The organism is Streptomyces sp. NPDC026206, assembly GCF_040638465.1.
Classification (GTDB): Bacteria; Actinomycetota; Actinomycetes; order Streptomycetales; family Streptomycetaceae; genus Streptomyces.
The window spans coordinates 517,248-538,645 of sequence record NZ_JBEZYL010000001.1; the positions used below are offsets into that span (position 1 = coordinate 517,248).

Below are 21,398 nucleotides of genomic sequence, written 5' to 3' on the forward strand. Positions count from 1 at the left end.
ACCATGACGCACCACGCACCACGCACATGCACCACCATCCGTAGGGGGAGTTGGAAGCAGCCGTGACCACCTGGACCGATTTCGCAGCCGCCCGGCCCATCACGCTCAGCGGTGCCAGTGGCATCGACCGCGCCGCGCATCACCGCCTGGACGAGGCGTGGATCTCCGCGGCGTGGAGCCACCCCTCCACGCGGGTCTTCGTGGTCTCCGGCGGTCAGGCGCTGGTCGACGACACCCCCGACGGCCGTACGGAGCTGGTGATGACGCCGGCCTTCGAGGCGCCCGTCACCGAGACCCACCGCTACTTCCTCGGCCAGGACGAGGACGGTGTGGCCTACTTCGCCCTGCAGAAGGACGCGCTACCGGGCCGCATGGACCAGTCGGCGCGCCCCGCGGGGCTGCGCGAGGCCGGCCTGCTGCTCTCCCCGCGCGACGCGGGCCTGCTCGTCCACGCCGTCGCCCTGGAGAACTGGCAGCGGCTGCACCGCTTCTGCTCCCGCTGCGGCGAGCGCACGGTCATCGCGGCGGCGGGCCACATCCGCCGCTGCCCGGCCTGCGGTGCCGAGCACTACCCGCGCACCGACCCGGCCGTGATCATGCTGGTGAAGGACGACCAGGACCGGGCCCTCCTGGGCCGCCAGATGCACTGGCCGGAGGGTCGCTTCTCGACGCTCGCGGGCTTCGTCGAGCCGGGCGAGTCCATCGAGCAGGCGGTGCGCAGAGAGGTAGCCGAGGAGGCGGGCGTGGCCGTCGGCGATGTGGAGTACATCGCGAGCCAGCCCTGGCCCTTCCCCTCCAGCCTGATGCTGGGCTTCATGGCGCAGGCCACGTCCTCGGACATCCAGGTGGACGGCGAGGAGATCCACGAGGCGCGCTGGTTCTCGCGGGAAGAGCTGCGGGCCGCGTTCGAGTCCGGGGAGGTCCTGCCTCCGACCGGCATCTCGATCGCGGCCCGGCTGATCGAGCTCTGGTACGGCGAGCCGCTCCCCTAACGGGCTCGGGCGTGGTGCGCCCGCCCGGCCGCTCAGACGCCGATCTTGGCCTTCACCTGGGCGAGCGAGGGGTTCGTGAGCGTGGAGCCGTCCGGGAAGAGAACGGTGGGAACCGTCTGGTTTCCGCCGTTCGCCTTCTCCACGAAGGCCGCCGAGTCGGCGTCGAGCTCGATGTTGATCTCGTTGTACGCGATGCCCTCACGCTCCATCTGGCTCTTCAGCCGGCGGCAGTAGCCGCACCAGGTGGTGCTGTACATCGTCACGCTGCTCGACATGCGGCTCGCGCTCCTCTTCGTCGGAATTACCGGTGTGTTTCCGGAGGGCTAACGCGCACCTGTACGCAGCCATTCCCGCCGTCGTATTAGTACGACCATTCCGGCTCACCTGTGGACAACATTCCCGGTCGCCTCCGTGGACCTGGCAGCATGGCGGGGTGACAGCAGCAACGCACTCCCCACTCTTCCCGCAGGCGCCGGACTCCGCCGACGCGGTGCTCGACGGGCTCGACCCCGAGCAGCGTGAGGTGGCCACGGCCCTCAGCGGGCCGGTGTGCGTGCTGGCCGGAGCCGGTACGGGCAAGACGCGCGCGATCACCCACCGCATCGCGTACGGCGTCCGCTCCGGCGTGCTGCAGCCCGCGAGTGTGCTCGCCGTCACCTTCACCAATCGCGCCGCGGGGGAGATGCGCGGCCGGCTGCGCCAGCTCGGCGCGGGCGGCGTCCAGGCGCGTACGTTCCACTCGGCCGCCCTGCGCCAGCTCCAGTACTTCTGGCCGAAGGCCGTGGGCGGGGAGCTGCCCCGGCTGGTGGAGCGCAAGGTTCAGCTCGTCGCGGAGGGCGCCGCCCGCTGCGGGGTGCGGCTCGATCGCAACGAGCTGCGCGATGTGACGGCCGAGATCGAGTGGGCGAAGGTCACCCAGACCGTGCCCGAGGACTATCCGGCCGCCGCCGCCAAGTCCGGCCGCGAGGTCCCCCGCGACCCGGCCGAGACCGCCCGGATCTACGGCCTGTACGAGCAGCTCAAGCGCGACCGCGGCGTCATCGACTTCGAGGACGTCCTGCTGCTGACGGTGGGCGTGCTGCAGGACCGGCACGACATCGCGGAGACGGTCCGCCGCCAGTACCAGCACTTCGTCGTCGACGAGTACCAGGACGTCAGCCCCCTGCAGCAGCGGCTGCTGGAGCTGTGGCTGGGGGACCGGGACAATCTGTGCGTGGTCGGCGACGCCAGCCAGACCATCTACTCCTTCACCGGCGCCACCCCCGACCACCTGCTCAATTTCCGTACCCGTCATCCGCACGCCACGGTCGTCAAGCTCATCCGGGACTACCGCTCCACGCCCCAGGTCGTGCACCTCGCGAACGGCTTGCTCTCGCAGGCCTGCGGTCGTGCCGCCGAGCACCGGCTGGAGCTGGTCTCCCAGCGCGCGCCGGGCCCCGAGCCGGTTTACGGCGAGTACGCCGACGAGCCCGCCGAGGCCGAGGGCACGGCCCGGCGCGTGCGGGACCTCATCGACTCCGGGGTGCCCGCGAGCGAGATCGCGATCCTCTACCGCATCAACGCCCAGTCCGAGGTGTACGAGCAGGCCCTGGCCGACGTCGGGGTGCCCTACCAGCTGCGGGGCGCCGAGCGGTTCTTCGAGCGCCCGGAGGTGCGCGAGGCCGGGCTGCTGCTGCGGGGGGCCGCCCGGGCGGGGGGTCACTCCGACCCGCAGCTGGCCGCCGCCGAGGACGTGCCTTCCCAGGTCCGGGCGGTGCTGAGCACCCGGGGCTGGACGTCCGAGCCCCCGTCGGGTTCGGGCGCGGTGCGCGACCGTTGGGAGTCCCTGGCGGCCCTCGTCCGGCTCGCCGAGGACTTCGTACGGGCCAGACCGGCCGCCACCCTCGCCGATCTCGTCGCCGAGCTGGACGAGCGGGCGAGCGCCCAGCACGCGCCGACCGTGGAGGGTGTGACTCTCGCCTCACTTCACGCGGCCAAGGGCCTGGAGTGGGACGCCGTCTTCCTCGTCGGTCTCACCGAGGGCATGCTGCCGATCACCTACGCCAAGACCGACGAGCAGGTGGAGGAGGAGCGCCGGCTGCTGTACGTCGGCGTCACCCGCGCCCGCTTCCACCTCTCCCTGTCCTGGGCGCTGTCCCGCACCCCCGGCGGCCGCCCCTCCCGACGCCCGACCCGCTTCCTGAACGGTCTGCGGCCCGGCTCCGCCGCCCCCCGGCCCGGCTCTCCCGGCCCGGCCGGCCAGGGCGGCGTCGAGCGCGGCGCCGCCCGCAAGCGGCGGGGGCCCGCGCGCTGCAGGGTCTGCGGGCGGACCCTGACCGACGCGGGCGAGATCAAGCTGATGCGTTGCGAGGACTGCCCCTCCGACCTCGACGAGGCCCTCTACGAACGGCTGCGCGAGTGGCGCGCCGAGCAGGCGGCGCAGCTCGGCCAGCCCGCCTACTGCGTCTTCACCGACAAGACGCTTCTCGCGATTGCCGAGGCCGTTCCGGGAACCGAATCGGAGCTGTCGGGCATCTCAGGAGTCGGGGCACGGAAGCTCGGCAGGTTCGGAGCCGACGTCCTGGCCCTGTGCGCGGGCGAGGAGCCGACCTCGGAAGACGTGTCCCAGGACACCTCCGAAGAATCTCCGGAAAAATAGTTTGCGCACGCGGACGGCATACCCATAGCCTTCCCGAGCAGGGAAGCGACGGGTCTGCGGTACTACCGGGATTCGTTGGATCCGTGCTGTACTTGACCGAAGACCTGGACCGGTTTCGACCGGTCCCCGAAACGCCGAAGGGAGGCGGAGACAATGATCAGCTTCATCGCCAGCAACAAAATGACCGATCGCCAGGTCGGCTCCGCCGCCATGCTCGGCTTCACCTTCGGTTCCTTCCAGGCCACCGGTCTGTCCGGCGCGATTTCGGTCCGTCCGGAACAGCGACCGACCAAGGCGTCCGAGGTCAAGGCAGCAGCAATGGCACAGGCCGAGGCCTATGCCCCCGCGGCGGCGACGATCAATGGCGCCGGATCCCTGAATGTACTGCACCACCTTCCCAAGACGACGTGGGCCTTCCGTGGGCTCGAACCCTGGAGAGATCCAGCCTGATCGGCGCGATCAGGTCGGCACCTTCCAGGGCCGCGGAACCCACACCGGGATCCGCGGCCCTTTTGTTTGCCCCCAAGCCTGGGGAAACCAGCCCGGCCACCAGCCGGCACAACAGACGAGGAATGACACACCGTGCAACTCAAGGCACACACCCCGTCAGTAGCGACCGACTTGATCCCCCCGCCTGTGCCCACGGAGGACACCTTGACCCCCCTCACCGCTCTGACCGACCTCGACGACGCCATTGAGAACCTCGGCGTCCCGGTCCCCTGCCGCAGCTACGACCCGGAGGTCTTCTTCGCCGAGTCCCCCGCGGACGTGGAGTACGCCAAGTCCCTCTGCCAGACCTGCCCGCTGCGTGCGGCCTGCCTCGCCGGCGCCATCGACCGCCGCGAGCCGTGGGGTGTCTGGGGCGGCGAGCTCTTCGTGCAGGGCGTGGTCGTGGCCCGCAAGCGGCCCCGTGGCCGCCCGCGCAAGAACCCGGTCAACGCATGATCACCGCCGGCACCATCGACCGTCCCACCACGCACTACCCCAAGAAGCAGGACCCGACGATGCAGCGCCCGTCCCCCGAGCCGTTCGGCTCCAGCGCCCCCACCCGTGACACCTCCGGTGCGACCGCCTCGCGCCAGAACAGGAACCTCGAAATGCAACTCATTCCAGAAGCCCTGGCTCGTGCGCATATGCATGACCGCCTGCGGGAAGCGGAATCCCAACGCAGCGCCGTACGGCTGGTCGCCGCGCGGCGCATGCAGCGCCGCGCCGAGCGCGCCTCGCTGCGCGCCCGTCGCGCTCTGGCCATGGCCGTCATGCAGTGAACCCCGTGGGGCCGGTCCTTTCGGACCGGCCCCACGTCGCGTTGGGTGCGCCACCCGCCCCCGGCCCGCTCGCGGGGATATCGTCTGGGGAGTGGACCGGAAGACGCATGAACCAGTGCAGTTGAACCCTGAGGCCACCGAGACCGCCGAGCCCGTCACCTGCGCTCGCTGTGGCACCGCAGCCCCCGACGGCGCGCCGCCGACCTGGACCTGCTCCGTCGAGAACGGCAGCCGTCGCTACTTCTGCGACGACTGCGCCCGCGCCAACATCAGAGCGATCGAGGGGCGGCTCGACTCGTCCTGGTGGTGAGCGTTCCCCCGGTCGGCGGGGGAGACCGCCGCCGTCAGGCAGGCGTGTCCTGAGTCCGGCTGTCCGCTGCGAAGCCGGGCATCCATGCCTCCATCTCCTCGCGCAGCCGCACCGTGGCACCCAGCTGGCACAGCACTCCGATGGTGCTCATCGTCACCCGGTGGATCAGCAGATACGCCGGGGGCAGATTGAGCTGCCGGGCCAGTTGGTATGCGGGGGAGCGCGGATCGGCGATCCGGGCCGCCTGGCCACGCATCCAGTCCCGGGTGAAGGTGAACTCCGCTACCTGCGCGGGCTCGATGATCGGCATCAGATAGTCGAGCACCGCCCCGGGGTCCAGCTCGATCCCCGGCTTGACGAAGCCCTCGGCGCACAGCAGCTCGTGGACCGCGTCCGCCTGCCCTTCCAGCGTCAGCCGCAGTGCGGTGCCGATCTCGACGGGGAGCCCCTGCGGCAGCCGGTCGACCGTGCCGAAGTCCAGCACCCCCAGTCGCCATTTCTCCGGCGGACCGTCCGGGGCGTCCGCGGTCAGCAGCCGGAAGTTGCCCGGGTGCGGGTCGCCGTGGAGCAGCCCCGTGCGGGCCGCGCCGCAGAAGAGGAAGCGGGCCAGCAGCTGACCGGCCCGGTCCCGCTGCTCCTGGGTGCCGTGCGCTATCACCTCGGACAGCGGCACCCCCTCCATCCACTCCGTCACCAGCACCTGATCGCTCTGGTGGACCACGCCCGGCACCGTCACATCGGCATCGCCGGCGAACTCCTGGGCGTGTGCTCTCTGGGCCCGGGCCTCCAGCTCGTAGTCCAGCTCCTCGGACACCCGGTCGCGCAGCTCGGCGATCAGCGGCTTGATGTCCATGCCGGGCACCAGGGGTCCCAGCAGCTTGGCGAACCGGCTCAGTTGCGTCAGATCGGAGAGCAGCGCCTCGCCCGCCCCCGGGTACTGCAGCTTGACCGCGACCGCGCGCCCGTCGTGCCAGACCGCCCGGTGCACCTGACCGATCGAAGCCGCCGCCGACGGCCGGTCGTCGAACTCCTGGAACAGATCCCGCCAGTCCTTTCCGAGCCGCTGCACCAATGCCGCGTGCACCGACTTCGTCGGCATCGGCGGCGCGGCCTCCTGAAGCTTCGTCAGCGCGGTGCGGTAGGGGCCGGCGATCTGTTCAGGAAGCGCCGATTCGAAGACGGACAGCGCCTGACCGAGCTTCATGGCACCCCCCTTGAGCTGCCCGAGCGTGGCGAAGAGCTGCTCGGCGGTGCGCTGCTGCAGCTCCGCGGCGATCATCTCCGCCGGCCGCCCCCCGATGCGTTTTCCCAGCCCGAGCGCGGTGCGCCCGGCGAACCCCAACGGCAGCGCGGCCAACTTGGCGGTACGGATGACCGCCTTGCGGGGTAGATCAGACATGCGCCCCTCCAACTAGCTGAACAGCCACGCCGCGGACGGCGGTTACCGGGTCATTGTCCCGTGCGACGCCCCTGTGGCAGCGGCGTGTCCGGTCACCCGGGACCCGCCGCGCCGCACGGGCACCGAGGATGCGGCTCGACGGGCCGGGGGGACCAGGCCGGACCCGGCAGTGCCAGCTCCAACCGGACCCCCGCTCCCGACGTGGACCCACCGTCGAGAAAGGCAAGCGCCCGCGCCACGGTCAGCCCCGCCACGACCGTGGCCAGTGCCATGTCGCATGACGGTACCCCTGACGAGCGGCCGGACTTCCACTGGGCGAGCATCCGGGGCCACGCCGCATCCCGCTCGGCCCGCCCCAGCTCGACACAGCCCGCGCACGCCGATCCGCCCGGCAGCACCAGCGGCCCCACCACGCCCGTGGCCTCCAGTACCCCCGCGTACATATGGGGTGTCCCGCAGGCGAGCAGTTCTTCCGCCGCCGACGGATCCGGCGCGTAGGCGCAGAGGCCGTCGCGGGGCGCGAAGACCACCAGGGCCAGTGGCGGCTCGGCCTGCCCGGCCGCACGGTCCTGGCCGGGAGCCCCGCCCTGCCGGGTCCGCGACCGGGGCACGGGCGCGGCCTGCCGGACCACCTGGCGGGCGGCGGCGTCCCGCCGCTCCCCGGTCCGCTCCGGCCCCACTCCCGCGGGCGCCACGTCCCAGGGCTCGACGCGCCCGCCGTCGAGCACATCGACATGGCCGATCCCCGAGGCCGACAGCAGGGCCGCCACGGCCGCACCCACCCGCCCCGCGCCCCGCACCTGGACCCGCATCAGCCGGCGCGCCGCCATCAGCCGCATCGCCGCCCCGGGCCCGGAGTGCAGCACCGACAGCGAGGCCAGATCCGGCCGCAACCGCTCCAGGGCCCCGCCCCTGCTCCGTAACGCGGCGGCCTCCTCACCGCCGCCCCGCGGATCGTCGAGCAGCCCGGCCCCGCCCAGCCGCTCCACCAGTGCGTCGGCGCGGCCCTCCGGCAGGCCCATCCCGCGCGCTTCCTCACGGAGGAGCTGCATGCCGCGCGTCCCGTCGAGCAGGGCGAGAAAGCAGCCCGTCGCCGTGTCCACCGGCCCCACGACCACCGCGTGCGCGGGGGCGGCCCCGAACTGCACCATGTCGCGGTTCCGCCAGGCACGCCGCAGCGCGGGCTTGAGCATCGGATGCGCGGAATCCGGTGATGCGGAGCCCTGGGCGGCCGCCGGTACGGAATGCGCGGAGTCTGCTGAGTGCGCGGGATGCACGGAGCTCACGGATGTCGTCTGCATGGTTCCCCCTCGGTCTGGGCTCAGCATGCCCGCCCCGGCCGGTCACGGTGCGAAGTTATCCACAGGCAGGCAGTGATTGTCATACAAGCCCTCCGAACTGCGGGTGTTTCCCCCGACAACCGACGGAGGGGCGGGACTTCCCGCACCGCCAGCGGGTAACGTCGGGGCGTGCCCGTCGACCCTCTGCACAGCGCCACAAGACCACCGCGCAGCGCCCCGAGCCCCCTCCAGGGAGCCTCGGAGGCCGGAGCGGTCGAGGTCCGCCGGAGCGCGCGCCGCCGCAGAACGGTCTCCGCCTATCGCGAGGGCGATCGCACGATCGTGCTCATCCCCGCCCGCATGTCGGACGCCGAGGAGCAGCGCTGGATCGGCGTGATGCTCGACAAGCTCGCGGCGCAGGAGAGCAAGCGGATGCTGGGCGACGCCGAGCTCGCCGGCCGGGCCCGCCGCCTCTCCGAGCAGTATCTGGACGGCCGGGCGCGGCCCGACTCGGTCCGCTGGGTCACCAACCAGAACACCCGCTGGGGCTCGTGCACCCCCGCCGAGGGCAGCATTCGCCTCTCGCACCGCCTCCAGGGCATGCCCGAGTACGTCGTCGACTATGTGCTCCTGCACGAACTGGCACATCTGCTGGTGCCCGGGCACGGGCCGGAGTTCTGGCGGCTGCTGGAGTCCTACCCACGCACCGAGCGCGCCCGCGGATACCTTGAGGGCGTGGTCGCAGCCGACCGGCTGCCCCATCTCCCCACCGCCCGGAGCCAGTGAGCGCCCTCCCCGGAATCACCCTCTGTCCGTAGGAGCCGTTAGCCTGGCGCAACGCATTCACCACAGGTTCGGATGGGGGACGGTCGTCACGCATGTCCAGGGAATTCCAGCGCGGCCACAAGGCCAAGATCAGTGACCTGACGGCGGGGACCGATCTGTACGTGGGAGTGCAGATCGGCGGCCCCGGCCTGACTTTCGACATCAGCTGCTTCGGGCTCGACGTCTCGGAGCGGCTGTCCGACGACCGGTACTTCATCTTCTTCAACCAGCCCAAGTCGCCCGAGGAAGCCATCCAGCAGCTCGGGCCGCAGGCCGGGGACACCGAGTCGTTCAGGGTGACCCTCGACCGCCTCCCGGCACAGATCCACAAGCTCTCCTTCACCGCGACGGTGGACGGCGCGGGCCAGATGTCACAGGCCGGCCCCGGCTACCTCCGCGTCGTGGCGGGCGGGGTGGAGGTAGCGCGCTACTCCTTCACCGGCGCAGAGTTCAGCACCGAGCGGGCGGTGATGCTCGGCGACTTCTACCTCAAGGACGTCTGGCGGTTCGCCGCCGTCGGGCAGGGCTTCGACGGCGGCCTGGATGCGCTGCTGAGGAACTTCGGCGGTGAGGTGCTGGCAGAGGAGGAGCCCGCGCCCGCCCCGACGGACTCCGCTCCCGCCCCCGCCTTCGCGCCCCCGGCACAGGCGGGCGCGCCCGTGGCGTTCGCACCGCCCGCCGCCGCGCAGCCGGCTCCGGCAGCCCCTGTGCCATCACCCGTCGCCCAGGCCCCGGCACCCGCCCAGGCGCCTGTCCAGGCCCCGGCACCCGCCCAGGGCTTCCCGCCCCCGCCCGGCAGCACCCCGCCCCCGGTGGCACCCGCGGCTCCGCAGGTGCACGCGGCTCCCACCCTCGCCGCCCCCCTGGCCCCGCCCGGCTACTTCTCGGGCGGTCAGACACCGCCCGGCGGCGTGGTCCCGCCGCCGGGCCCGCCCGGAGCGCCGGGCCGGCCCGGCGCGTACGCCCAGCCGGCCGCGTCCACCCAGGCGTTCCCCACCCAGCAGTCCTACGGCCGGTCCGCGGTGCCCGCCCAGCCATACCCGGGCCAGCCGGCGCCCTACGGCACTCCCGCCCCGGGCGCGGCACCGCACACCGGCGCACCGGTGGCCCCCGGCGTCCAGGTGGCCTTCGAGAAGTACCGCGAGGCACCCAACGGACAGCGCTGGACGCTGCAGAACCACAGCCTCATCCGCGTCGACCTGGGCGCCGATCCGCAGCCCGTGCTCGCCCGGCAGGGCAGCATGGTCCTCTACCAGGGCAAGGTCGACTTCAGCTACAAGGGCGCCGGCTTCATGGGCCGCATCGTCGGCAACGCCACCGGCCAGGAGATGCAGCTGATGCGCTGCACCGGCCGGGGACAGGTCTTCCTCGCCGAGAACTCCGCGCACGTCCACCCCATCCAGCTGGAGAACGACGCGATCTGCGTCTCCGCCGACGCCGTGCTCGCCTTCGACGAGTCGCTGCACCACGAGGTCCGCCGGATCGAGGGCCACGGCATCCCCGGCGGGGCGCTGTTCACCATGCAGTTCCAGGGCACCGGCACTGTCGTCGTCAAGACGCACGGCACCCCGGTGGTGCTGCCGGTCACTCCGACCACCTATGCCGACAGCAACGCCATCGTCGCCTGGTCGGCCGCCGCCCAGGTGATCGTCTCCAGCCAGGTGCGGCTGCGCCGCAACCCCTACCCGGGCCAGAGCGGAGAGACCGTGAATCTCCAATTCCGCGGTGCGCCCGGAAACTTCATCGTCGTCCAGCCCTACGAGGTCTGAGGGAGCCCGTCATGGACCAGTCGCTGATCTCGGGCCACGCCCCGACCCCGCCCGCCGCCCGCATGGAGAACCACGGCAGCAGCATGCTCAAGGTCGCCATGCAGAGCGGCCACGACCTGTTCGCCCGTACCGGCTCGATGGTCGCCTACGAAGGCTTCATCCAGTACGAGGCGAACGCCCCCGCGGTCCGCCAGATGGCCTCGCAGTGGCTCACCGGCGAGGGTGCCCCCCTCATGAAGTGCACCGGTGACGGCATCCTCTACCTCGCCGACTACGGCGCGGACGTCGTCTGCATCAACCTCAACGGGGAGTCGGTCTCCGTCAACGGCACCAACCTGCTGGCCTTCGACGCGCATCTGCAGTGGGGCGTCGAACGCGTCAAGGGCATGGCGAAGTTCGCCGGGCAGGGCCTGTTCAACGTCGTCGTCAGCGGCACCGGATGGGTCGCGCTGACCTCGCGCGGCACGCCCGTCGTCGTCGACTGCGGGCGCGGTGAGGACGAGACGTACGTGGACCCCGACGCCCTCGTCGCCTGGTCCACCAACCTGCGGATGAAGGGGAAGCGCAGCTTCAAGGCTTCCTCGATGATCGGCCGCGGCAGCGGCGAGGCGTACCAACTGGGTTTCTCCGGCCAGGGATTCGTGGTCGTACAGCCCAGCGAGGACAGCACCGACCGGCTCCGGGCCCGGGGTTGAGGGGACGACGACAGACATGCAGAGCCCGCTTTTCGCCCACACCGAGGCCCAGACGCAGGATCGCTACGCCCTGCAGAACCCGCAGATGCTGCGCGTCGCGCTCACCGGCCACGACGACGTCCTCGCCCGCAAGGGCTCGATGGTCGCCTACCAGGGCCTCATCGAGTTCGACGGCGAGTACCGCACACCGGGCCAGCAGTACGCCCAGGCGCACACCGGCGAGGGCCTGGACCTGATGCGCTGCTCCGGCCAGGGCACGGTCTTCCTCGCCAACCTCGCCCAGCACGTCCACGTCGTCGACGTGGACCACCAGGGGCTGACCGTCGACGGTTCGTACGTCCTCGCGCTGGACTCCACCCTGCACTGGGACACGATCGCGGTGGACAGCCAGCAGGGCATCTCCGGCACAGGGGCGTACAACCTCAGTATCACCGGCCAGGGCAAGGTCGCGCTGATGACCTCCGGCCGGCCGCTGATGCTCCACTCCACCGGGCACAACTACGTCTACGCCGACGCGGACGCCGTCGTCGCCTGGTCGTCGTCCCTGCGCGTCAACATGCAGGCCCAGACGTCCTCGTCGAGCGTGTGGCGTCGGCGCGGCAGCACGGGCGAGGGCTGGGAGCTCAGCTTCCAGGGCCAGGGGTACGTGCTCGTGCAGCCCAGCGAACTGCTGCCGCCGCAGGGCGCCCAGATCGGCCAGGGCCTCGCGGCGCAGTACGGCCTCGGCCAGCACGGCGCGCACGGCCAGAACCAGGGCAACATCTGGTCCAACTGAGCCCGCGCGCTGAGCGCGGCGCATGGGTAAGGGGCGGCCACCATGGTGGCCGCCCTTACCGCTCAGATCCTCATGCTCAGGTCATCACAGGCGCCCGAGCGTCCGCCGCATCAGCTGGACGACCGAGTCGTCCGCGACGCCGGCCACCTCCGCATACGGGAACCAGCGCAGCTCCAGCGACTCGTCGCTGATGGCCTCCACCGCCCCCTGCGGCACCAGTGCCGCGTACTGCACATCCAGGTGCCAGTTGCAGGGCGCGGGAATCGGATGCCGGTCGAGCCGCACGGGGCCGCCCGGCAGCAGCGTCAGCCCTGCGATGCCGGACTCCTCGGTGGCCTCGCGCAGCGCGGCCTGCTCGAGCGTCGCGTCACCGGGCTCGCAGTGGCCGCCCATCTGCAGCCACATCCGCAGTTTGCGGTGCAGAGTGAGCAGCACCTGCCCGCGCGCCGGGTCGATCACCAACGCGCTGGCCGTCACGTGACCGGTCCCGCAGGGTTTCCACATGCCGTCCGGGTGGGCCGCCAGATGATCCAGATAGAGCCCGCGCAGCTCCGGCTGGTCCTCGTACTCCTTCAGGACGAGGACCGCGTTCTCGTGCAGGCTCACTTCTTGTCGTCGCCTTCGTCGCCCTTGCCGGGTTCTTCCGTCTTCTTGCCCTCGGAGCCCCTGGCCGCCTCGCCCAGCATCTTGTCGAGCTCGGAGAAGTCCAGGTGCTCACGGTGGACGAAGCCGTCGGGGTCGTCCAGGTCCGCGGCCGTCGGCAGCATGTCCGGGTGCTCCCAGAGGCCGTCGCGGCCCTCCATGCCGCGGGCGTCCGTGAGCGAGGCCCACAGCCGCGAAGCGTCCCGCAGCCGGCGGGGGCGCAGCTCCAGGCCGATCAGTGTGGCGAAGGTCTGCTCCGCCGGGCCGCCGGAGGCACGCCGCCTGCGCAGCGTCTCGCGCAGCGCGCCGGCGGACGGCAGATGCGGTGCGGCCGCCGCGTGCACGACCGCGTCCACCCAGCCCTCGACCAGCGCGAGCGCCGTCTCCAGGCGGGCCAGGGCGGCCTTCTGCTCCGGGGTGTCCTCCGGCTGGAACATGCCCTGCTGGAGAGCCTCCTGCAGCTGCTCCGGGTGCGAGGGGTCGAGCTGGCCGACGACGTCCTCCAGCTTGGAGGTGTCGACCTTGATGCCGCGGGCGTAGCCCTCGACGGCACCGAACAGATGCGAGCGCAGCCACGGCACGTGGGCGAAGAGCCGCTGATGGGCGGCCTCGCGCAGGGCCAGGTAGAGCCGCACCTCGTCCTGCGGGACGCCGAGGCCGGAACCGAACGCCGCGATGTTCACCGGCAGCAGCGCGGCCTTGCCGGCCGGGCCCAGCGGCAGGCCGATATCGGTCGAACCGACCACCTCGCCCGCCAGCACGCCCACGGCCTGGCCGATCTGCGTGCCGAACATGGCACCGCCCATGCTGCGCATCATCCCGAGCAGCGGGCCCGCCATGGCCTGCATCTCCTCGGGCAGCACGCCGCCCATGGCCGCCCCGACGCGCTCAGCGACCGGGTCCACCAGGTCCTTCCACACGGGCAGGGTCGCCTCGACCCACTCCGCGCGGCTCCAGGCGACGGCCGTGCCCGAGCCCGAGGGCAGCGAGGTCACGCCGTCCAGCCACAGGTCGGCCAGGCGCACGGCGTCCTCGACCGCCGCCCGCTCGCCCGCCGAGACGCTGGCGTCCTTGCTGCCGTCGGCCGTGCCCTGGGCCACGGTCTGGCGTGCGATGTCCTTGGCCATGTCCCAGTTCACCGGGCCGCCCTCGTAGGAGAGCATCTGGCCGAGCTGCTGGAAGGCGGCACCGAGATCGCCCGGGTTCATGGACCCGAACATCGCGGCGAAGGGGTTGTCCCCACCGCCCGCGGGGCCGCCGAACCCGAACGGATTCGCGGGTTCCTGGCCGCCCTGGCCACCGCCCTTCTTCTTGCCGTCGTCGCCGTTCTCCGGCTCCTCCGGCGGAAGACCGAATCCGAATGGGGTGTCACTCACGGGTTTCCTCGGCTCGTAGGGCCGCCGGCTGTGGACCGACGGCGAAATGCCCGACAACACCACCAAGCGTAGACACCCCGCCGCTATCCGGGCTTGGTGCTCCGCTCGCCCCGGGCCTGCGGCAGGATGGACGTCACCTGGTACGTACGCGTCATGACAAAGGTGATGGCACATACGTACTGAAGACAACCGCTGGAGACGCCCGGTGAGTTCCCCCGACCGAGAAGTTCGCGCAGCGCGAAACGGTTCCGCGCTGGACAGTACGACCCCGCACGGCCGACGGCCCGTCGTCGCGGTCACCGGTGCCGCCCGCGGTGTCGGCGCGCTGCTCACGCGGCGGCTCGCCGCGTCCGATGAGATCAAGCACGTCGTGGCGATCGACGAGCGCCGCGGTGACGTGAGCGAGGCGCAGTGGCATGTGCTGGACGTCCGGGATCCCGTGATCGCCGAGAAGCTGCGCGGTGTCGACGTCCTCGTCCACCTCGCACTCGACCTCGACCTGGAGACCGACGCCGCCGCCCGCACCGCCTACAACGTGCGCGGTACACAGACCGCGCTGACGGCCGCGGCGGCCGCCGGAGTGCACCGCGTGGTGCTCTGCACCTCCGCCATGGTCTACGGGGCACGCCCCGACAACGACGTCCCCCTCGCCGAGGACGCCGAGCTGCGGGCGACCGCGGAGGCGACGGGCGTGGGCGACCTGCTGGAGATAGAGCGGCTGGCCAGGCGTGCGCCCCGGGCGCACCCCGGCCTGAATGTCACGGTGCTGCGGCCCGCCGTCCTGGTCGGCGGCACCGACACCGCCCTGACCCGTTACTTCGAGTCTCCCCGGCTCCTGGTGGTCGCCGGATCCCGCCCCACCTGGCAGTTCTGCCATGTGGAGGACCTGGTGAGCGCGCTGGAGTTCGCGGCCCTGGAGAAGGCGGAGGGCGAGCTCGCCGTCGGCTGCGACGGCTGGCTCGAGCAGGAGGAGGTCGAGGAGCTCACGGGGATCCGGCGCATGGAGCTGCCCTCGGCCGTCGCCCTCGGCGCGGCCTCCCGCCTGCACCGCCTGGGGCTGACCCCGTCGCCGGCCGGCGACCTGGAATACACGATGCACCCCTGGGTGGTCAGCGGTCACCGGCTGCACGACGCGGGCTGGCGGCCCCGCTGGACCAACGAGGAGGTCCTCGCGGAGCTCCTGGAGGAGGTCGCGGGCCGGCACACGGTCGCGGGCCGCCGCCTGGGCCGCAAGGACGCCACCGCCGCCGGCGCCGCCGGCGCGACCGTGGCGCTGCTGGGCACCGCCGCGCTGGTGCGCCGGGCCCGCAAGGCCCGGCGCAGGCTGTAGGAGCCCTGACGGGCCTGCAGGGGCCCCGTACGGCGGTACGCCCGTCGATGGTCGAACCACCGTTCCCCGTGGGCCGCCGGTACGGCACCATGGTCCGTATGGCGCGCAACCACGATCACCCCGGCGAACTCGCGGCCGCGGACCCCATCCGGCTTCTCGCGATCAGGGACATCCCGCTGTCCCTGGACGAGGTCTTCACGGCGGTCGGCGACGACGCCGCCGGCGGCACCGCGCTCTTCGTGGGCACGGTGCGTGACCACGACGGCGGCACGGACGTCTCGGAGCTCGGGTACTCCGCGCATCCGACGGCGGAGGCCGAGCTGCGCCGGGTCGCGGAGAAGATCGCGGCGGACTTCCCCGTACGGGCCATGGCCGCGGTGCACCGCGTGGGTCAGCTGGCCGTCGGGGACGTGGCCGTGGTGGTGGCCGTCTCCTGCCCGCACCGGGCGGAGGCGTTCGAGGCCTGCCGGAGACTCATCGACGACCTCAAGCGCGAGGTGCCCATATGGAAGCACCAGCGGTTCGCCGATGGGGCAGAGGAATGGGTCGGCGCGTAGCGCCGTCGAGCGGGAAAAACTGGGGGTGCCTCCCAGCGGTAGCTGGGGGAGGGTCGGCGCGTAGCGCCGTCGGGCAGGAATATCTGGGGGTACCTCCCGGCGGTAGCTGGGGAAGGGGCGGCGCACCGGGGGCACCGACCGGCGGCGTCCCGGCGGTCCGGCATCGTCGCGGAGCGTCAAAGTCGTCCACTTACGGACCGTCCCTGGTTGCGTAACCGGCCCCCTGGCGTAAGCGTTGAGACCGAAGACGACTAATCTGCTCATCAGTTCAGTTGTGATCGCGTATGGGGTCGGAGGCCGGCATGGCGGCGCTTGCTTGGTTGCTGATTCCCGTGGGCGCGGCTGTCGCCGCAGCCCTGTGGGGGAGCTGGGCGGCACGGAACCGCAAGAGTGGTGACGTTGCGGAGCTGGCCGGTTATGAGAAGTTCCGCCGGGCGATGGAGCGGACCGAGTCCGGTTCCTGACCGGTGACTGAGCGGGGCGCCCGGCATCTGCCCCGTACGGACCGCCCCGGAAGTGGACTGTCGGACCCGTCCCGTACTGTCGTTCCATGCCCCGCCGCACAGCGACGATGCTCGCCTCCCTCCTGATGCTGATCGCGCTCCTGTGCGCAGGCGTGCTGATCCCCGTGCCGTATGCGGAGATGTCCCCGGGCCCCACGGTCAACACCCTGGGTGAGCACGGCGGCGAGCCGGTGCTGCAGATCTCCGGGCACAAGACGTATCCCACCACCGGACACCTCAATATGACGACGGTCCGGGTGACCGGATCGCAGTACCGGATGAATCTGGTCGAGGCGGTCTACGGCTGGTTCGCGCACGACAACCTGGTCGTTCCGCACAGCACGCTCTACCCGGACGACAAGTCCCCGGACGAGCTCAACCAGGAGACGGCGGAGGAGTTCAGCCAGTCCCAGGAGAGCGCCAAGGTGGCCGCCCTGAAGCAGCTGGGCATCCAGGTCGGCACCCGTGTCGTCGTCTCCTCCGTCGTCAAGGGCAGCCCCGCCGAGGGGGCGCTGCACGCCGGCGATGTGATCAAGGCCGTGGACGGTACGGAGATCAAGCAGCCCGGCGAGGTGGCCAAGCAGGTCACCCGGCACAAGCCGGGCGAGAAGGTGACGTTCCTGGTCGTTCCCGCCAAGGAGGCGGCCGCCGCGGAGAAGGAGAAGCGGCAGCCGAAGGTGGAGAACACGGTCACCCTCGTCACGAACAAGGCCCCCGACGACAGCAGGGCGATCGTCGGCATCCAGGCGGGGACGGATCACACCTTCCCGTTCGCCATCAACATCAAGCTGGCCGACGTCGGCGGCCCGAGCGCCGGGCTGATGTTCGCCCTGGGCATAGTCGACAAACTCACCCCCGAGGACCTGACCGGCGGCAAGTTCATCGCCGGCACGGGGACGATCGACGACTCCGGCAAGGTCGGGCCCATCGGTGGCATCGAGATGAAGACGGTCGGGGCACGCTCCAAGGGCGCCCGCTACTTCCTGACGCCCAAGGAGAACTGCGCGGCCGCCGCGAAGGACAGCCCCTCGGGCCTCACCCTGATCAAGGTCGAGACCATCAAGGACGCGATGCAGTCCCTGGAGAAGCTCCGCAAGGGGGACACGGCCGGCCTGCCGCAGTGCGCGGCAGGCTAGCCGTCCCGCCCTTCTTCGGCGCCGTCAGTCCGCGAACGTCGCCGCCAGGGCCTCCGCGAGGCCCGGCACCAGGTCGGCGCCGGTGAGGACCTCGGTCGGCGAGTCCTTCTCGCGCAGCCGTACGGCCGACTCGCGCGCGCCGTCGCGCAGCACCGCGACCGTCATCCGGACCTCCTGGCGGTCCGGATGCCTGGCGACCCACGCGGCCAGCTGCTTGTCTTTCATGCCGTGGGGCACGGTGGCCTCGGCGGACGGCGGGAGCATCAGCCGCTCCACGGTCAGGGCGCACCCCACCACGGCGTCCGGCCAGGCGATGGTGCCGAGGAACTTGTCGAGGGCGGTGCCCTTCGGCAGTTCCTCCTGCTCGATGGGTGTGTAGGAGGCGGTGGCGGAAGAGGCGTCGTCGAGGCCGAGCTGAGCGGCCAGGCCGGGCTCCTGGGTACGGAGCTTGGCCGTGTCGACGAGGGCGAACAGCCGTGCGGGCTGGTCCCAGCCGAGCCCGGACGCGTACTCGTCGATCTCGAGGACGGCGCGCGTCAGCGGACTGGCGGCCATAGGGGTGCTGGGCTCGTGCGAGCCGGGAAGGTTCGAACCGGTATTGCTGGACATGGTCAATATCGTGCCCTGAGAGAGCCCGAAATCGGGAACCGAGTAAAGCCTCGGTAAGTTGCCACAGTGGGTCCTCCTATCCCTGGGCCTGATCGACAGCTCCATCGACAGCGAACTTCGAGGTGCGCACCTTGGCTTTCCAGATGCCGGACCGCGGCGGAGGCCCGACAGGGCCACGGATCAGAGTCGGCCGCCCGTCCCGGCGTGTCCGGACCCTGCTGATGACCCTGGGCGTGCTGGCGGTGCTGGCCATGCTCTTCGTGATGTTCGCGGGGTTCTGGACCGACTGGCTCTGGTACCGCTCGGTGCATTACTCCTCGGTCTTCACCACCACCCTCGGCACCAAGATCGGGCTTTTCGCCGTCTTCGGCCTGCTGATGGCCCTGGCGGTGGGGACCAACATCTGGCTGGCGCACCGCCTGCGGCCACCGCTGAGCGCGATGTCGGTCGAGCAGCAGAGCCTCGACCGCTACCGCATGAGCATCGCCCCGTACAAGAAGTGGGTGCTGCTGGCGGTCACCGCGCTGGTCGGCCTGGTCGCGGGCGCCTCCGCCGCCGGGCAGTGGCGTACGTGGCTGCAGTGGGTCAACGGCGTGCCGTTCGGGCAGACGGACCCGCAGTTCCACAAGGACATCTCCTTCTACACCTTCGACCTGCCCTGGTACCGCTTCCTGCTGAGCTTCGGCTTCGCGGCGGCGGTCCTGTCGCTGATCGCGGCCGCGCTGGTGCACTACCTCTACGGCGGTCTGCGGCTCACCAGCCCGGGCGGGCGGGCCACGGCCGCGGCCACGGGCCATCTGTCGGTGCTTCTCGGCCTGTTCGTGACGCTCAAGGCCGTGGCGTACTGGCTGGATCGTTACGGGCTGGCGGTGAAGTCCAGCGGGCTGAAGTCGACCGAGGGCTGGACGGGTCTGCGTTATGCGGACGCCAATGCCTATCTGCCGGCCAAGACGATCCTCTTCATCATCGCCCTGATCTGTGCCGTGCTGTTCTTCGCGACGCTGTGGCGGCGCACCTGGCAGCTTCCGGTGATCGGCTTCGGGCTGATGGTGCTGTCGGCGGTGCTGATCGGCGGGCTCTACCCGGCGATCGTGCAGAAGTTCCAGGTCCAGCCGAACGAGCAGGCCAAGGAAGCGCCGTACATCAAGAAGAACATCACCGCCACGCGTGAGGCGTACGGCATCGAAGGCGCCCAGGTGAAGGACTACCAGGGCACCAGCGAGCTCAAGGGCAAGGACAAGGACAAGCTGCGGGCCGAAGCGAATTCCACGGCCAGCCTGCGCCTCCTCGACCCGAACATCGTCTCGCCCACCTTCCAGCAGCTCCAGCAGGTGCGTGGGTACTACCAGTTCCCCTCCACCCTGGACGTCGACCGCTACAAGGTCGACGGCAAGGAGCAGGACACGGTCATCGGTCTGCGCGAGCTCAACATCAACGGCATTCCCGAGCGCAACTGGATCAACGACCACTTCAAGTACACCCACGGCTACGGCGCCATCACCGCGAAGGGCACCACGACCGGCGACGGCGGGTCCCCGGACTTCACCGAGAAGAATCTGCCGACCGACGGCAAGCTCGGCGGGTACGAGCAGCGCGTGTACTACGGCGAGAAGACCACGCAGTACTCCATCGTGGGCGGCCCGCAGAAGGAGCTGGACTACTCCGGCGACCAGGGCGAGAAGAGCTACAGCTACAAGGGCAAGAGCGGCGTCGACCTCTCCAACCCCGTCAACCGCGCCGCCTACGCGGTGGCCCTGGGGGAGCCCCAGATCCTCTATTCGGGCGCCATCGGCGAGGGCTCGCGGATCCTGTACACGCGCACGCCGAAGGAGCGCGTCGAGGCGGTCGCCCCCTGGCTGACCATCGACGGCGACGCCTACCCGGCCGTGGTCGACGGCCGCATCCAGTGGATCGTGGACGCCTACACCACGACCAACGGCTATCCCTACGCCTCGCGCACCACGCTCGGCGACACCACCGCCGACTCGCTGACGACCGGCCAGCGTGCCGTGGTGGCGCAGCAGAACCAGGTCAACTACATCCGCAATTCGGTCAAGGCGACCGTCGACGCGTATGACGGCACGGTCAAGCTGTATCAGTGGGACACCAAGGACCCGGTGCTCAAGACGTGGATGAAGGCCTTCCCCGGGACGGTGAAGCCGAAGAGCGCGATCGGCGCCGGTCTGATGGATCATCTCCGGTACCCGCAGGACCTCTTCAAGGTCCAGCGTGAACTCCTCACCCGGTACCACGTCACCAATCCGGGTACGTTCTACACCGGCAGCGAGCGCTGGCAGGTGCCGGACGACCCGACCAACAAGTCGGGGAACGCGGTCCCGCCGTATTACCTGAGCATGCGAATGCCGGACCAGAAGGCGCAGTCCTTCTCGCTGACGACGACGTTCACGCCGAAGAGCCGGGAGAATCTCGGTGCCTTCATGGCCGTGGACGCCGATGCGAAGAGCCCCGACTACGGGAAGATCAGAGTTCTGAAACTGCCTGCCGAGAGCCCGACTTCGGGACCCCAGCAGGTGCAGAGCAAGTTCAACGGCGATCCGGAAATCGCCAATAAGATCAATATCCTGAAGCGCGGCGACTCCGAGATCGAATACGGCAATCTGCTGACTGTGCCGCTCGACAACGGGCTGCTCTACGTCGAACCCGTCTATGTCCGTGGGGCGGGCACCAACTACCCGCTGCTGAAGAAGGTTCTGGTCACCTACGGGGACAAGACAGCCTTCGAGGACAACCTCACCCAGGCGCTCGACGTGGTCTTCGGAGTGAAGAGCCCGGAGCCGGGTACCAAGCCGCCGGCCGAGGGGACCACGAAGCCGCCCGTGCAGGACGCGACGGTCAAGCAGGCCCTCAAGGACGCCCAGGACGCGTTCGACGCGGGCCAGAAGGCGCTCGACAACAAGGACTGGACGGCCTACGGCAAGGCGCAGCAGGACCTGAAGGACGCGCTCGACCGGGCGGCCAAGGCCGAGGCCAAGGCCGCGGGCAACAGCCCCAAGCCGGGCAGCTAGTCAGTGCCCACCCCGCGCCGTGGTACGGTTGTTCCACAACGGCGCGGGGTGGAGCAGCTCGGTAGCTCGCTGGGCTCATAACCCAGAGGTCGCAGGTTCAAATCCTGTCCCCGCTACTCAAAGACAAGGCCCGGAGTCCCAGGACTCCGGGCCTTGTCGTGTGCCCGGACGCCCCGGCGGCCGCCCGACGGGAACCGGACTGCCGTTCGCCACCCGGCACGCGTGGTCTGTGCGGGTTATGTGCGGGGGTTTTGATTAGAGTTTGGAG

21 protein-coding genes and 1 tRNA gene are annotated in these 21,398 nt (G+C 70.7%); 16 read left to right on the forward strand and 6 right to left on the reverse strand.

Translation table 11 applies throughout. The features are described from left to right. Positions 1-62 precede the first annotated feature (62 nt). Entirely contained in the window at positions 63-992 is a 930-nt protein-coding gene (gene nudC / locus AB0F13_RS02410; protein ID WP_362073793.1) for an NAD(+) diphosphatase, read from the forward strand. Positions 993-1,024: 32 nt separating this feature from the next. Here the strand turns inward: nudC and AB0F13_RS02415 are convergent, their stop codons facing one another. After that, entirely contained in the window at positions 1,025-1,267 is a 243-nt protein-coding gene (locus AB0F13_RS02415) for a mycoredoxin (protein ID WP_362073796.1), read from the reverse strand. Positions 1,268-1,425: 158 nt separating this feature from the next. Between AB0F13_RS02415 and AB0F13_RS02420 the strand changes: the two genes are divergently transcribed. The 5 genes from AB0F13_RS02420 to AB0F13_RS02440 all read left to right on the forward strand — a co-directional run bounded on the left by AB0F13_RS02420 (position 1,426) and on the right by AB0F13_RS02440 (position 5,208). Beyond that, positions 1,426-3,630: an ATP-dependent DNA helicase UvrD2 gene (locus AB0F13_RS02420; protein ID WP_362073799.1), complete on the forward strand. Its 2,205-nt coding sequence runs from the start codon at positions 1,426-1,428 to the stop codon at positions 3,628-3,630. 153 nt (positions 3,631-3,783) lie between these two features. Beyond that, complete coding sequence (locus AB0F13_RS02425) at positions 3,784-4,080, forward strand: hypothetical protein (RefSeq protein ID WP_362073802.1); 297 nt, start codon at positions 3,784-3,786, stop codon at positions 4,078-4,080. 132 nt (positions 4,081-4,212) lie between these two features. Continuing rightward, the gene (locus AB0F13_RS02430; RefSeq protein ID WP_362073805.1) at positions 4,213-4,575 is read left to right on the forward strand and encodes a WhiB family transcriptional regulator; all 363 of its coding nucleotides are present in this window, start codon (positions 4,213-4,215) and stop codon (positions 4,573-4,575) included. Further along, a complete protein-coding gene (locus tag AB0F13_RS02435; RefSeq protein ID WP_362073808.1) occupies positions 4,572-4,898 on the forward strand; it encodes a hypothetical protein in 327 nt (108 codons plus the stop codon). The genes AB0F13_RS02430 and AB0F13_RS02435 overlap by 4 nt, the downstream gene beginning before the upstream one ends. A gap of 115 nt (positions 4,899-5,013) precedes the next feature. Continuing rightward, a complete protein-coding gene (locus AB0F13_RS02440) occupies positions 5,014-5,208 on the forward strand; it encodes a hypothetical protein (protein WP_362073811.1) in 195 nt (64 codons plus the stop codon). A 34-nt stretch (positions 5,209-5,242) separates the two neighbouring features. On the opposite strand, the gene AB0F13_RS02445 is transcribed toward AB0F13_RS02440, so the two are convergent. Next, positions 5,243-6,607, reverse strand: a complete 1,365-nt coding sequence (locus AB0F13_RS02445) for an AarF/ABC1/UbiB kinase family protein (protein WP_362073813.1) — start codon at positions 6,605-6,607, stop codon at positions 5,243-5,245. A gap of 92 nt (positions 6,608-6,699) precedes the next feature. Then, on the reverse strand, positions 6,700-7,800 hold the full coding sequence (locus tag AB0F13_RS02450; RefSeq protein WP_362074476.1) for a ThiF family adenylyltransferase: 1,101 nt from the start codon (positions 7,798-7,800) through the stop codon (positions 6,700-6,702). A 276-nt stretch (positions 7,801-8,076) separates the two neighbouring features. Here AB0F13_RS02450 and AB0F13_RS02455 point away from each other — a divergent pair, with 276 nt between their 5' ends. The 4 genes from AB0F13_RS02455 to AB0F13_RS02470 all read left to right on the forward strand — a co-directional run bounded on the left by AB0F13_RS02455 (position 8,077) and on the right by AB0F13_RS02470 (position 11,951). Beyond that, on the forward strand, positions 8,077-8,673 hold the full coding sequence (locus AB0F13_RS02455; protein ID WP_362073816.1) for a M48 family metallopeptidase: 597 nt from the start codon (positions 8,077-8,079) through the stop codon (positions 8,671-8,673). 92 nt (positions 8,674-8,765) lie between these two features. Continuing rightward, a complete protein-coding gene (locus AB0F13_RS02460) occupies positions 8,766-10,481 on the forward strand; it encodes a TerD family protein (RefSeq protein ID WP_362073819.1) in 1,716 nt (571 codons plus the stop codon). A gap of 11 nt (positions 10,482-10,492) precedes the next feature. Continuing rightward, the gene (locus AB0F13_RS02465; RefSeq protein WP_362073822.1) at positions 10,493-11,176 is read left to right on the forward strand and encodes an AIM24 family protein; all 684 of its coding nucleotides are present in this window, start codon (positions 10,493-10,495) and stop codon (positions 11,174-11,176) included. A gap of 16 nt (positions 11,177-11,192) precedes the next feature. Next, entirely contained in the window at positions 11,193-11,951 is a 759-nt protein-coding gene (locus AB0F13_RS02470) for an AIM24 family protein (RefSeq protein WP_362073825.1), read from the forward strand. An 84-nt stretch (positions 11,952-12,035) separates the two neighbouring features. Here the strand turns inward: AB0F13_RS02470 and AB0F13_RS02475 are convergent, their stop codons facing one another. Further along, entirely contained in the window at positions 12,036-12,557 is a 522-nt protein-coding gene (locus tag AB0F13_RS02475) for an NUDIX hydrolase (protein WP_362073828.1), read from the reverse strand. After that, entirely contained in the window at positions 12,554-13,969 is a 1,416-nt protein-coding gene (locus AB0F13_RS02480; RefSeq protein ID WP_362073831.1) for a zinc-dependent metalloprotease, read from the reverse strand. Before AB0F13_RS02480 ends, AB0F13_RS02475 begins: the two co-directional genes overlap by 4 nt. 205 nt (positions 13,970-14,174) lie before the next feature. On the opposite strand from AB0F13_RS02480, the gene AB0F13_RS02485 reads away from it, so the two are divergent. The 4 genes from AB0F13_RS02485 to AB0F13_RS02500 all read left to right on the forward strand — a co-directional run bounded on the left by AB0F13_RS02485 (position 14,175) and on the right by AB0F13_RS02500 (position 17,495). Continuing rightward, positions 14,175-15,299: an NAD-dependent epimerase/dehydratase family protein gene (locus AB0F13_RS02485; protein WP_362073834.1), complete on the forward strand. Its 1,125-nt coding sequence runs from the start codon at positions 14,175-14,177 to the stop codon at positions 15,297-15,299. 89 nt (positions 15,300-15,388) lie between these two features. After that, the gene (locus AB0F13_RS02490; protein WP_362074480.1) at positions 15,389-15,856 is read left to right on the forward strand and encodes a molybdenum cofactor biosynthesis protein MoaE; all 468 of its coding nucleotides are present in this window, start codon (positions 15,389-15,391) and stop codon (positions 15,854-15,856) included. A 302-nt stretch (positions 15,857-16,158) separates the two neighbouring features. Further along, positions 16,159-16,320, forward strand: coding sequence for a hypothetical protein (locus AB0F13_RS02495; RefSeq protein WP_190111469.1), 162 nt, complete (start codon positions 16,159-16,161; stop codon positions 16,318-16,320). A gap of 86 nt (positions 16,321-16,406) precedes the next feature. After that, a complete protein-coding gene (locus tag AB0F13_RS02500) occupies positions 16,407-17,495 on the forward strand; it encodes a PDZ domain-containing protein (RefSeq protein WP_362073837.1) in 1,089 nt (362 codons plus the stop codon). Between the two features lie 24 nt (positions 17,496-17,519). Here the strand turns inward: AB0F13_RS02500 and AB0F13_RS02505 are convergent, their stop codons facing one another. After that, positions 17,520-18,104 carry a PPA1309 family protein gene (locus AB0F13_RS02505; RefSeq protein ID WP_362073840.1) on the reverse strand — a complete coding sequence of 195 codons (585 nt, stop codon included), beginning with the start codon at positions 18,102-18,104 and terminating at the stop codon, positions 17,520-17,522. A 143-nt stretch (positions 18,105-18,247) separates the two neighbouring features. Here AB0F13_RS02505 and AB0F13_RS02510 point away from each other — a divergent pair, with 143 nt between their 5' ends. Further along, positions 18,248-21,130 carry a UPF0182 family protein gene (locus AB0F13_RS02510; protein ID WP_362074483.1) on the forward strand — a complete coding sequence of 961 codons (2,883 nt, stop codon included), beginning with the start codon at positions 18,248-18,250 and terminating at the stop codon, positions 21,128-21,130. Positions 21,131-21,172: 42 nt separating this feature from the next. Further along, positions 21,173-21,246 (forward strand) — tRNA-Met (locus tag AB0F13_RS02515). Positions 21,247-21,398 lie beyond the last annotated feature (152 nt).